15 protein-coding genes and 1 riboswitch are annotated in these 12,203 nt (G+C 36.5%); of the genes, 11 read left to right on the top strand and 4 right to left on the bottom strand.

Going from position 1 to position 12,203, the window contains the following annotated elements:
- Window positions 1-122: 122 nt before the first annotated feature.
- On the bottom strand, window positions 123-788 hold the full coding sequence (locus tag HU823_RS16730; RefSeq protein WP_144698434.1) for a hypothetical protein: 666 nt from the start codon (window positions 786-788) through the stop codon (window positions 123-125).
- 361 nt (window positions 789-1,149) lie between these two features.
- Here HU823_RS16730 and HU823_RS16725 point away from each other — a divergent pair, with 361 nt between their 5' ends.
- The gene (locus tag HU823_RS16725) at window positions 1,150-1,794 is read left to right on the top strand and encodes a 3'-5' exonuclease (protein WP_197222733.1); all 645 of its coding nucleotides are present in this window, start codon (window positions 1,150-1,152) and stop codon (window positions 1,792-1,794) included.
- Between the two features lie 223 nt (window positions 1,795-2,017).
- A complete protein-coding gene (locus HU823_RS16720) occupies window positions 2,018-2,245 on the top strand; it encodes a hypothetical protein (protein ID WP_191752038.1) in 228 nt (75 codons plus the stop codon).
- 107 nt (window positions 2,246-2,352) lie between these two features.
- Here HU823_RS16720 and HU823_RS16715 read toward each other — a convergent pair whose 3' ends face one another.
- The gene (locus tag HU823_RS16715; RefSeq protein ID WP_144698440.1) at window positions 2,353-3,054 is read right to left on the bottom strand and encodes a TrkA C-terminal domain-containing protein; all 702 of its coding nucleotides are present in this window, start codon (window positions 3,052-3,054) and stop codon (window positions 2,353-2,355) included.
- Between the two features lie 133 nt (window positions 3,055-3,187).
- Between HU823_RS16715 and HU823_RS16710 the strand changes: the two genes are divergently transcribed.
- The 5 genes from HU823_RS16710 to HU823_RS16690 all read left to right on the top strand — a co-directional run bounded on the left by HU823_RS16710 (window position 3,188) and on the right by HU823_RS16690 (window position 8,128).
- The gene (locus HU823_RS16710) at window positions 3,188-3,346 is read left to right on the top strand and encodes a hypothetical protein (protein WP_186320456.1); all 159 of its coding nucleotides are present in this window, start codon (window positions 3,188-3,190) and stop codon (window positions 3,344-3,346) included.
- Window positions 3,347-3,420: 74 nt separating this feature from the next.
- Window positions 3,421-4,161, top strand: a complete 741-nt coding sequence (locus HU823_RS16705; protein WP_197222732.1) for a GDSL-type esterase/lipase family protein — start codon at window positions 3,421-3,423, stop codon at window positions 4,159-4,161.
- A 433-nt stretch (window positions 4,162-4,594) separates the two neighbouring features.
- Complete coding sequence (locus HU823_RS16700) at window positions 4,595-5,677, top strand: Fe(3+) ABC transporter substrate-binding protein (RefSeq protein WP_197222731.1); 1,083 nt, start codon at window positions 4,595-4,597, stop codon at window positions 5,675-5,677.
- A gap of 115 nt (window positions 5,678-5,792) precedes the next feature.
- Window positions 5,793-7,415 carry an ABC transporter permease gene (locus HU823_RS16695; protein ID WP_144703302.1) on the top strand — a complete coding sequence of 541 codons (1,623 nt, stop codon included), beginning with the start codon at window positions 5,793-5,795 and terminating at the stop codon, window positions 7,413-7,415.
- Window positions 7,415-8,128 carry an ABC transporter ATP-binding protein gene (locus tag HU823_RS16690; RefSeq protein ID WP_197222730.1) on the top strand — a complete coding sequence of 238 codons (714 nt, stop codon included), beginning with the start codon at window positions 7,415-7,417 and terminating at the stop codon, window positions 8,126-8,128. Before HU823_RS16695 ends, HU823_RS16690 begins: the two co-directional genes overlap by 1 nt.
- A gap of 24 nt (window positions 8,129-8,152) precedes the next feature.
- Here the strand turns inward: HU823_RS16690 and HU823_RS16685 are convergent, their stop codons facing one another.
- On the bottom strand, window positions 8,153-8,347 hold the full coding sequence (locus HU823_RS16685; protein WP_144698448.1) for a hypothetical protein: 195 nt from the start codon (window positions 8,345-8,347) through the stop codon (window positions 8,153-8,155).
- Window positions 8,348-8,524: 177 nt separating this feature from the next.
- Window positions 8,525-8,691: riboswitch (cyclic di-AMP (ydaO/yuaA leader) on the top strand.
- Between the two features lie 168 nt (window positions 8,692-8,859).
- Here HU823_RS16685 and HU823_RS16680 point away from each other — a divergent pair.
- Window positions 8,860-10,095 carry a dicarboxylate/amino acid:cation symporter gene (locus HU823_RS16680; protein WP_144698450.1) on the top strand — a complete coding sequence of 412 codons (1,236 nt, stop codon included), beginning with the start codon at window positions 8,860-8,862 and terminating at the stop codon, window positions 10,093-10,095.
- Between the two features lie 156 nt (window positions 10,096-10,251).
- The gene (locus tag HU823_RS16675) at window positions 10,252-10,941 is read left to right on the top strand and encodes a hypothetical protein (protein WP_144698452.1); all 690 of its coding nucleotides are present in this window, start codon (window positions 10,252-10,254) and stop codon (window positions 10,939-10,941) included.
- On the opposite strand, the gene HU823_RS16670 is transcribed toward HU823_RS16675, so the two are convergent.
- Complete coding sequence (locus HU823_RS16670) at window positions 10,938-11,513, bottom strand: DNA-3-methyladenine glycosylase (RefSeq protein ID WP_197222729.1); 576 nt, start codon at window positions 11,511-11,513, stop codon at window positions 10,938-10,940. The two genes, HU823_RS16675 and HU823_RS16670, sit on opposite strands and share 4 nt — an antisense overlap.
- 168 nt (window positions 11,514-11,681) lie before the next feature.
- Between HU823_RS16670 and HU823_RS16665 the strand changes: the two genes are divergently transcribed.
- Together HU823_RS16665 and fbpA are read left to right on the top strand one after the other, a co-directional pair.
- A complete protein-coding gene (locus HU823_RS16665; RefSeq protein ID WP_153237601.1) occupies window positions 11,682-11,846 on the top strand; it encodes a hypothetical protein in 165 nt (54 codons plus the stop codon).
- Between the two features lie 125 nt (window positions 11,847-11,971).
- Entirely contained in the window at window positions 11,972-12,160 is a 189-nt protein-coding gene (gene fbpA / locus HU823_RS16660) for a Fur-regulated basic protein FbpA (RefSeq protein WP_186320457.1), read from the top strand.
- Window positions 12,161-12,203 lie beyond the last annotated feature (43 nt).

Genomic DNA, 12,203 nt, shown 5'->3' with positions numbered 1-12,203 from the left:
TCACTCCTCTTCTTGCGTGTGAGAAGCCGGTTTCTCTCCTCAACTCATTTTATGCAAGTAGGATGAGCATAGAAACGGTGATAAATGCCCCATTTTAGAAGAGTTGTATACGAAGTAGAAGTCTATTTGTAAGCCTCATCTAAGATAATGTATAAGTAATCTACGAATTCACCTTTTGAGAACATCGTCACTTCATATACATCACCAAGGTCGTTGTATACATAAGCTGTATCTGTGTCTGTTGTTTCTTCAACATCTACAGGAAGACCAGCTAGTTCAAGTGCTCTAGTCATTTCTTCAGCATTAAACAAGATTTCTTCATCAATTACAGAATAGACAAGACGAGCGGCTTTTCCTTCTACAAACGTTACCGCATATTTATCATTCTGATAATAGTTTACGATAGCAGGGACAAATTCTGTCGTACCTGAGTAGCGAAACTGAATCTTTTCAGATCGGTTCGGTTTACCCCATCTGTCGCTGATTTGTTTTTCGGAAGAGTTTGTGAGTTCACTTGCAACAAATTGATGCTCACTAGTTAGATAGTCCTTTTGTTCGCTATCATCACTTGTTGCCTCATCTTCAGCTGTGCTGCTTTCAGCTTCTGTAGTTGTTGTCTCTGTTGCTTCTGAATCTTCTTTTTCTGATTTAGAAGTGGAGCTGTCAGTAGAATCTTCCTTGTTAGTATTTGTTTCGGAAGCTCCTTGTTCATTTTGTTTCGTATCTTTAGAGCAAGCTGTTACAAAAAGTAACCCAATTATAAGAAATAGTGTTATAAGTTTTTTCATGATACTCCCTCATTATGTAGTTCATATTGTTAAACAGACACTTCCAATGTTAACAAAAGAGTACAAAAATTGAAAATGAAAAGTTTGGCAGATGAAGAAACTTATATCCTTTTCAGAATAGAATGACATTTAAATACCTTATTCTCATAAAATAAGGATATATATAAAGCTTCAATCACATAGTAATCGGTCATACAGTAGCAGCTTGTATAGAGGTATGATCGCAAAGTAAAGTATGAAGGCTATAAAGCTAAATACAAATGGAATACCTATAGTAATATTTCATTTTGTTAACAAATCAACTACAATATATGGTAGACATCCATTAAAAGGCATGATTGTGGAAGGGCAGGTGTTGGGGATGCAGTATATTGTGTATGATTTAGAGATGACAAACCGGCTCTCGGAGATCATAGAGATAGGTGCCATTCGAATGATTGAAGTTGATGGTGAACTTAAAATAGTGGATACGTTTCAGTCATTTGTTCAACCTAAAATGGATAAGTTGAATACACGAATTACGAACCTAACGGGGATCACCAAAAAAGATTTGATTTCAGCTCCGGCTTATACTGAGGCTATTGATAGCTTTAAATCTTGGATTGGTGCAGAAGAATATTACCTTTGTTCCTGGGGACCAGAAGATAAGTGGGCGCTCATTACAGATTCAACATTTCATAAAGCAGACACGGATTGGATTATCAATCATAATGATCTGCAATTTCATTTCAGTATCCTTCATGATAGTGAAAAAGGATTTCGATATGGTCTGTCACGCGCTCTTCAAGCGATGGAGCTGGTTTATGAAGGATCAAAACATAGAGCGCTAGACGATGCGATCAACACAGCCAAAATCCTTACTAAAATTTATCAGAGAGTCAAATTTGTTAAGAACCCGACTTCTTTCTTAGAATCAAAGCTTTTTGAACCTGAAAAGTTAGTATATAAAACAAAGTCTGAAGGAAATGAATCGCCATTCGCTTCCTTGTCAAAGTTATTTAACTAAAGTAATTTTAGTTTTAAATGTAAACTTTGTAATACAAATGGTTAACTGTTACAGCCAGGATAGGACTTATTTCCTGTTCCTTCGACTTCCTTCGACATAAATGTGTAGGTATTATAGGGTAAAATCCATAAAAAGTAAGATATGTCGTCATTTGACGAATTGTTTTTGTAGGAAAATGACCTTAGTTTCGATAATAATAGTTAGTAGTAGGGGGTGTTTGTTGGTGGAGACTACATATTACATAACCAATAAAAACAATCAGTTGTTGGAACTTTTGAATACAATCGATCATTGCTTGACGGATGCAAGTCTTGAGGAGGTTGATTCAATAATCAAGTTAAAAGAAGAACTGTTAGCAAACGATGGTATACATATAACACCTGAGCAAATTAATAATATTATTTCCTTATTGTTATCATTTGTACCAAATACAGTTAGAGAAGTTGGTTAATGAAGAATCTCTTCAAAAAGAGGTTCTTTTTTACTACTTAAATTTATTTCGCCCATCATTTTTGTTCTCTGGGGGTATTAACAAAAAAAGAAGTGAATAATCACTTCTTAATTTGATTGCTCAACTTCTTTTTTAGATTTTAATTCTTTCATCTCCTCTTTAAATCTTTCTTGAAGAGAATTTTGGTGACCATATAAGAACAACATGTCTCCTTCTTGAATTTCTGTCGTGTAACTATCCTTTCTTACTGTTACATCCCCTCTTTTAATGAATAGTACAAGTAAATCGTCATCTACTTGTATAACATCTTTTAATTTTTTCCCCATAATCTTTGAATCCTTATGAATGGGAAGTTCGACAACAACATCATCTTCTTCAAAATACATAACGTCTCTTAATGGAAGGTCCGCGAGGTTGTAACTTTTCTCCATATGACTTTCAAAGGTTTTTTTCATATATTTCTTTAGTTTCGGTATGCTTAAGATTAAATAAAGACTAATTAGTGCTAAAATAATGATCCCTAGCTCGATCGAGCGGAATTCATCGGATAAGATGTTGCTTATCGATGAAATGATAACCGCTAATGAAAAGACTCCGAACAAAATGAGAAACGTACTCAAACGTCTGCGTACTGGATGCTCCAATATCAATTCAGATTCTCCTGTCGTAAAACCTGTAGCAGTAAACATTGAGATGACTTGGAAGCGAGCTATTTCTTTTTTTAATCCGGTTAACGTGAATAGTAGCACGTTGATTTCAATTACAATTCCTATAATTGCAAAATAAAGCAGAGTGAATAAAAAACCCACAAAGGCACCTCCGTTAAAATTCTTCTTTACCTGTATACCCTTATTTTCTATTTATATAGAGGAAATAAAATATTTTATTCGTTTCATAAACATTCATAGCCCCTCATATAGTTTTGGTACAGGAGGGATGTTGATGACAGGATTTCTAATTACCTTAGTGCCTGCAAGCCTATTGTGTGGAGGAGTTGCTATGTTGATTCATTCATTCGTGAAAAAAGATTCTTATCATTATGATCAAGAGAATCTTTGGGAAGATACATCGCTTACATCGGAAGATTATCGATTGAAATAACACATTCATAACTTGATATTTTCCCTCGTTATGGTAAAAAGTAAGATAACAATAACTAGAATCGAGGACTTGATGTGCGGAAAGTATCAAAGAAATGGTTAATTGGTGGTACAGGTTTAGCCCTCATACTATTCCTGGTCTTTCAATTTTATGGAGAAACAGAAGGAGCAAGTGAAACACAAACTTTGAAGGTTGTGGCACTAGGAGATTCCTTAACATACGGAGTGGGTGACCCGTCCAAGACAGGTTATATTGGCATCGTTAAAAGAAATATTCAGCAGCAAACAGGAAGAAACGTTATTATTAATAATTTTGGAATCTCTGGACAGCGTTCTGACCAATTATTAAGACAATTGGATAATGGAGTCGTCATCAAATCATTAAGACAAGCGGATCATATCTTTGTCTTTATTGGAACTAATGATTTTCGCAAGGCTGCGGGTTGGAACTTTCGACAGTTGCCTCAACAAAAATTAGTACTTGGAAAAGAAAAGTTAAGAAACAACTTAAGTAAAACACTGACAGTCGTGCGTGAAAACAATTCGTTCGCGCCAGTCTATGTATTAGGACTATATAATCCTTATTTCGGAAAAGAATACGATCCAACAGCTGCAGACAGTATTAAGTCCTGGAACGAGGTAATTGTTGAGGCAAGCAAAGAAAGCACACTTACAAAATACATTTCCACCTTTGAACTTTATGAAAACGTGGAGAAAGAACTGTATTTTTCTGATTCTATCCATCCAAATAGAAGAGGATATAACAGATTAGGAAACTGGGTTTACAACCAATGGAAGCCATTAAACCAAGAATGATCTCTTAGAAGCTGATGCTTCTAAGAGGTTTTTTTTATTTCTTTTTAAAAGGCAGTTTTCGTAAACTTTGTTGCTTTTGGAAGTGTTGATCTCCGTTCCAGGCTGCTCGCTTTCCACTACAATCAATTTTCCAAGGTGACAAGGAGTTCAAACAACAATCTTATAAAAAAAAGCGTTTTAAAACGCTGTTGCGGTAAACTTGCTTGCTCTTTGGAAGAAGTTTATTTCAGGTGCTCGGTTTTCCTTGGGGCAGGCGAGGAATCGCGGACATTCCATTCCAATCAACTGTCAATGGAAGTAAGGAATCGATAGGCACAACCTATTAGAAAAAACTTTTAAAAAAACGATTGACTTGAGAATGATTATCATTATAATTAGAAGTGAAGTTGATAATCGTTTTCAATTACTTATACATAGAAGGGGTAACTGACATATGTTTAAAAAGAATATATTCACTGCTGTTGTAATGGTCCTACTAGCTGCTTTAGTCTTAGCTGGCTGTGGAAAATCTAACGAGGGTGCAAGTTCAAGCAACAACGATGCAAAAAAAGAAGAGAAGAAAAGCGGGGAAGTAAATTTATATACAAGTCGTCACTATGACGTTGATGATAAAATCTTTGCTGATTTTACAAAAGAGACTGGAATTAAAGTCAACCTTATTAAAGGTGAAGAAGATGAATTGATCGAGCGTCTTTCTAGAGAAGGGAAAGCAACAAAAGGAGATCTATTCTTCACATCTGATGCTGGTCGTTTGCACTGGGCAAAAGATAAGGACCTTCTGCAAAGTGTTGAAAGTGATACATTGAATAAAAACATTCCAGAGAATTTAAGAGATAAAGATAATCAATGGTTTGGTCTGACAAAGCGTGCACGTGTCATCGTGTACGATAAGAAAAAAGTTGATCAGTCTGAACTTTCTACTTATGAAGCATTAACTGAAGACAAATGGAAAGGGAAAGTACTGATCCGTTCGTCTGAAAACATCTACAATCAATCATTAGTATCTTCATTTATTTCATTAAACGGAAAAGATGAAGCGAAGAAATGGGCAGAAGGAATCGTTAACAATATGGCTCGTGATCCTCAAGGCGGTGACCGTGACCAAGCGAAGGGTATCGTTGCAGGTGAAGGTGATGTTGCCATCATGAACTCTTATTATTTTGGTCAGATGTTGAACTCAGAAGATCCTGAAGAAGTGAAAGTTGCTAAACAGCTAAGCGTATTCTTCCCTAACCAAGAAACAACAGGTACGCACATTAATATTAGTGGTATAGGTGTTACGAAACATGCTAAGAACAAAGAGAATGCTATTGAACTAATGGAATATCTGTCTAGTCCTAAAGTTCAAGAAGTATTTGCTGAAGCAAACTACGAGTATCCTGTTAATAAAGATGTTGAACCTTCAGAGCTTTTAAAATCTTGGGGTAACTTTAAAGAACAAGATCTTAACCTTTCTGAGCTAGGTGAAAACAATGCAGATGCTGTTAAAATTATGAATGAAGTTAGCTGGAAATAAACGTTAATATCTTGCCGTATCACGATTTGTGATACGGCTAATTCCATGTAAAACAAACAACCGAGAACAATGCTGATGAGTAAAGAAGGTGAAGATATTGTATTTAATTCGAAAAATGAGATCACAGTTTAATAGTTGGGCTTTGCTTAGTGTGATTTTTTCTGTTTTGATCCTTTTACCGGCTTTGCTCATCATGGTTCAGTTATTCGCTGAGAGTAATGAGAATTGGGAACACATTAAAGAATATATGTTGAAAAACTATGTAGTAAATTCCGTGACACTCGTTAGTTTTACTGGACTTTTTACAGTGTTGATCGGGGTAAGTGCGGCGTGGCTAGTTTCTGCTTATAAAGTTCCTATGCATCGGTTCTTTAAATGGGGTCTCATACTGCCTCTTGCGATTCCACCATACATTGGAGCCTATACGTACCATGGAATTTTAAATTATACCGGAGTCATTCAGACGACATTAAGGAACCAGTTTGGTATAAAAGTAGATCAGAAGTTTTTTGACATTATGAACATCCCGGGTGCTGTTTTCATTTTCACGATGTTTCTTTATCCGTATGTATATATCATTACAAGAAGTTTCTTAGAAAATCAGTCATCATCACTGATTGAGAATGCACGTTTGTTAGGAAAAGGATCGTTCATGACGTTTATACAAGTTGTGCTTCCTGTGTCACGTGCAGCGATCGTTGGTGGCGTTAGTCTTGTGATTCTTGAAGTCTTTAACGATTACGGAGTAGTTAAATATTTTGGCATTCAAACCTTTAGTACAGCCATATTTCAAGCTTGGTTTGGAATGGGAGACATCTATTCGGCTATAAAGTTAGCGGGTACTCTGATGTTTATCGTAGTTTTGATTTTGATCCTAGAAAAAGTAATAAGGGGCAGGAAGCAGTATAGCTATTCCACTTCGAAAGTTCGCCCGTTACAACCTAAAGAACTTAAAGGCTGGAAAAAGTTCGCTGTGCTATCTTTTTTTATCTCTTTATTTGCTCTAGCTTTCGCCATTCCTTTTATACAGCTTTTACAATGGGTGTATATGACATATGACGTGATCTTAAGTGCTGCATTCGCTGATTTGATTTGGAATTCAGTCTTTGTTGCTGCTATAGGTTCAGTTCTTATTATTATCGTCGCCTTAATCATCGCCAACTTTAGCCGTCTTTCTAAGGGCTGGATCGGGAAGGTGTTTTCCAAAATTACAGTTTTAGGCTATTCGATTCCTGGAGCTGTAATTGCTATAGGCGTCCTTACATTATTCCTCTCACTAGATGAAAAAGTAATAACCTTGTATGAATGGTTTGGACTAGAGCCAACCCTTGTACTAAGCCTCAGCATTAGTATGCTGATCTTTGCTTATGTTGTTCGCTTTCTTGCTGTTGGTTTTAACTCGATCGAATCAGGTTTTGATAAAGTAGGAACAGTTTTTACAGAAGCTTCAAGAACATTAGGGATGTCAGTAACAAAGACGTTTTTTAAAGTAGATATCAAAATGATCAAAGGTGCGATTGCTGGTGGTTTCATCCTTGTTTTTGTAGATATTTTAAAAGAGCTGCCTCTTACTCTGATCCTACAGCCTTTTAATTTTTATACGTTGGCTACAAAAACATTTCAATATGCAAGTGATGAACGTATTCATGAAGCCGCTGTTTCATCAATGGTTATTATTTGTATAAGTGCACTTTCAATCTTCTTTTTACACAGAGTTTTAGAAAAGGAGCCAAAATAATGTTTGTTCAAATCAAAAACTTAACGTTTCATTACAAAAATTCGCAAAAACCTTTGTTTGAAAACCTATCTCTTAGCTTTAAGCAGGGAGAAGTTTCAGTGATTTTAGGAGAAAGCGGGAGTGGAAAAAGTACGTTACTTCGTCTTATAGCAGGGCTAGAAGTGCCATCGAGAGGTTCGATCCTAATCGATCAGGCAGTCATGAACGATAACTTCCGTTTTGTTCAGCCGGAAAAACGTGGAGTTGGTCTAGTTTTTCAAGATTATGCTTTGTTCCCTCATATGACGGTTGAAAAGAACATCAAATTTGGCTTAACAAAAATGAATCGTAAACAGAAACAAGCACGAATGGAAGAATTATTGGCTATTGTAGGTATGGAGGACTATGCGTCTCGATATCCTTATGAATTGAGCGGCGGTCAGCAGCAGCGTGTAGCACTAGCAAGGGCTATGGCTCCAAACCCATCATTGATCATGTTTGACGAGCCTTTTAGCAATCTGGATTCTAAGCTTCAATTACAGATTCGAGATGAGCTGCAGGAAATCCTTAAACGTACTGGAATCACTTCTATTTTTGTAACTCATGATGAAGAAGATGCTCGGTCAATAGGTGACCGAATCATACTGATGAACAATGGGAAGATACAAGATGAAGGGCGTCCTGAAATGGTGCTTGAGAAGAATAAAGAAAAGTTATCACTAGCATACGTATAAAAAAAAACCGGGATATCCCGGTTTTTATTTTTTGAATTGAGTATCTAATTTTCCGTTCATGTCGATTAAGAACCCAATTTCTCGTCCTAATAATTCACCTAGTTCTTTTGCTTTCTTTTCGCTTTCGTTCTTTATTTGTTCAATCGTAAGTTCACCTTTTAGTTTTGATGCTCCAACGATAATACTTAATTCACCTTTTTCATAAAATACGATTTTCATTTACAATACCTCCCTGAAAAATAGAACCTTATACATAATTCGTTTTTTCTCACATGATTATGGGGTAGAAGTGAGAATATGGAAAAACATTCATCATGAAACAATTAATTGGAATAAATAAGCATAGCTCGTATTCTTGACAAAAATTTATGTATATTGATAAAATTAGAGCATATTATATATGATTCGCTGAATTTGGATGTTCTATTCGATAGAATATTCTGAAGCGGGGGAACCACGATATGGCTTTAAAAGCCTCGGGATGAATTTGTGCATGCACAAAAGGGACAACTCTCAATTTCCTAATCCGACAGCTAACCTCGTAAGCGTTTTTGGAGAGAGAACTCTATACATGGGCTCAGTCTATGTGTTGCGGTGTATTCCCACGGAAAATCCTCTCTATTTTCGGTGGGTTTTTATATGCAACAAATAGGGCATGTATTAGTATAAATTTCTTCAGAGCTTCTGCACACAAAATAGTGAGAAAATTTTAACAAAGGGGGTACTTTATTATGAAATTATCTACAAAAATTTTAATCGCTCTTGCACTTGGGGTTGTTGCTGGTCTCATTCTTAACCTAGCCGTGCCTGATGCTTTCTCAACACTGGACAAATATGTTTTAAAGCCAGTAGGGACATTATTCTTAAACCTTATTAAAATGTTAGTTGTTCCGATTGTCTTCTTCTCAATCGTACTTGGAACTGCAGGACTAGGTGATCCGAAGAAACTTGGAAGAGTGGGTGCCAAAACAGTTGGTTATTTCTTAGGAACTACAACAATTGCTATTATTATTGCTATGGCTTTAGCACTTGTCTTTAAACCAGGTGTAGGTGACTTTGAAACAGAAGGTGCCAAGTTTGAGCAACAAGAAGCGCCAGCAGTAACAGATACGTTACTAAACATCATTCCTACTAATCCGATACAAGCGATGACTGAAGGAAATATGCTTCAAATTATTGCATTCTCCGTGTTTGTAGGATTTGCTCTAACGATGTTGGGGAGCAAAACAAAAGGTGTTATGGATCTAATTGAACAAGGTAACGACATTATGATGTATCTTGTAAACGTGATTATGAAATTCGCTCCTTATGGTGCATTTGCATTGATTGCTTCAGCAGTTGGAAGCCAAGGCATGGATGCGATCAAAGCGATGGGCTTATACATGAGCGTAGTTATCTTAGCGTTATTCCTTCACTCTGTTGTCGCGTATGGGGGTTCAATTGCTCTATTCGCAAAGAAGAGCCCGATCTGGTTCTTTAAAGGTTTTGCGCCAGCAATGTCAGTAGCATTCAGTACGTCAAGTTCGAATGCAACACTTCCAATCTCAATGAAAACAGCTCAAGAAAATCTGGGTGTTCGAAAATCAATCAGTGGTTTTGTTCAACCGCTCGGTGCAACGATTAACATGGATGGAACAGCCATCATGCAAGGTGTTGCGACGATTTTTATCGCACAAGTATATGATGTGAACTTGGGTATTACGGAAATGCTTACGGTTATTCTAACGGCTGTTCTAGCTAGTATCGGTACAGCTGGTGTTCCTGGTGTTGGATTGATCATGTTAGCGATGGTATTGAACTCTGTAGGATTACCAGTCGAAGGTATTGCTTTAATCCTAGGTGTTGATAGACTTCTTGATATGCTAAGAACAGCTGTTAACATCACAGGTGACGCTGCTTGCGCGGTAATCGTTGATAAAGGTGAAGACAAACACCTTGGAACTCGTGAACAAGAGGTAAGTGCATAAACGAATGCTATAAAAGGTCATAGTGAATACAATCACTGTGGCCTTTTTTATATGCCGATTTCCCTAGTTTGCATATGTTGAGTAAATAAATGTAAGCACAGGTGCAAAATCATGGTAAAATAAGAAGATACATAATGAAATTTCGGAGTGATCTTCTTGGAAAAATGGCTAGAGATACTAACGCTTGCTGCAAAGGTCATATGGGTACAGATTCAAACCGTGGTTAATCCTATCATCGAGTTAACAGAGAGCGCGATGACCTCTTTTTGGTTTGTCTTTTCACTTACGATCATTGCAGGATATGTATTACTGAAGCTTGTACAGAACGCAATGACCTTCTACCAAGCACATAATTTTATTCATAGAAGAATGAATAATGAACCTGCTAATGATATTGAATTCACCTTGTTTATGAAATCACTTTGGAAGAATGATCGATCTAAAGGTTTATTGGCGAATGCGAAATCAGCTAAGAGCAGATACCTTCAATTTAATGCTCAAGAACGTTTATTATTACAAAACTACTTGCAGCAACGGCACCGATTCTTACGTACCAACCAGCCTTTGTTCATCTTAAGCGCTGTTATAATAGGATTGCTCTCAAGTATTTCAGTGAATGTGCTGCCGGTTGAGTCAGCTTCACTAACTGCGGAAAATGTATTGAAAACAGCCCTTTTCATTCTTTCTTGGCTGCTAATCATGCAAACTAAATACGTTTCTATGAAAAAACAAACGTACCATCACCTCGTGTGGATGCAAGAAACCAATCGGACTTCAAAGGTTGATTACATGCAGGAAGATGAAGCTGCAGTTTCGACTAACAAAGAAAACAACCCTGCGTATTAACGAGATACGTAAGGGTTGTTTTTTATCCAGAACCGATAAGGATAATGAACCGCTTCCGCGGCATATTGTATGCCTATACGGGGACCCGAGCTAATTTCATTCGGTCCGAATCGCATTCCTTCTTCAATTCTTATATTTTCTTCATTCATTTTCTTGCCATTATCACTTAATGTGAATCCCATCGCCTTACTCAGTTTGCCAGGACCATTTGTAAGCTGAATCTCAGTTTTCGCTCTTACTCTTCTTTCTTTCATTTCTTCTATTCCTTCAATTGGTTGAAGAGCTCTAATGAGAATAGCTTCTGGTTTATTAACAGGGCCTGAAACGATATTAAAGCAAACATGCATCCCATAAATAAAATAGGTATAAATTGTACCTGCTTCATCGTACATCACTTCTGTTCTAGCCGTTCTTCGGTTGTTAAAAGAATGAGCTGCTCGATCTTCAGGTCCTAGATAGGCTTCTGTCTCCACGATATATCCAGAGGTTGTTCCTTTATCATCGACATGGATCAATTTCATACCTAGAATTTCTTTTGCTAGATCAAGTGTAGGTAATTCCCATATATTCATTTTTCATCTCCCTTATGATGTATGACATCTTTATTTTATATGTACAATAACAACAGGCTTGTGTAAAATTATGTTTCCTTTTGTCGAAGTTTTACAAACCCTAAAAAAGAGGAAATTGCAGAAGGAAAAAGAATTTTTTATAAAGCAGATGAATAGGAGGCGTTTGATATGGACGGTTGGGTGAATGAAACAGGAATTTATGAAAATCTCTCCAAACGACGCTGGGAGTACTGGGAAGTTAGTCAACATGGAATAAAAACCATGGTTTCCTGGCTATGCTGGAATGCCCCTAATTCGGTTTATGAACAATGGAGTAAATCTGTCTTACACTAGAACAAATTTTGTTGAAAGTTCCTTTACTTTTTAAAGGAACTTTTTTGTTTACTCACGAGCTTGAATCTTCTTTTATGTGGATAGAATATATAACAATAATAGCCACAAAAAGGAGCAGATTTTATATGGATTCACATAAAGGACAACTGCGAAGAGCGGTTGAAGGACGTAAACAACGACTCATTCAACATCTTATCCATAAAGGTTTGTATGGGTATGAAGATCATAGATATCTAACTGATTTTACATTAAGTGAACTAGAGTTAGAGTGGAAGAATGCTCAGTTTATCGACCAAGAGAATCACATAAGTTAAATTTTTAAAATAGTAAAAAAATAATAAGTCCTCTTAACTATTT

Origin of the sequence: Fictibacillus sp. 18YEL24, from assembly GCF_015903855.1 — a bacterium.
Classification (GTDB): domain Bacteria; phylum Bacillota; class Bacilli; order Bacillales; family Fictibacillaceae; genus Fictibacillus; species Fictibacillus phosphorivorans_C.
The sequence above is the reverse complement of the archived record's forward strand: the minus strand, read 5'-3'. Positions and strand labels throughout refer to the sequence as shown.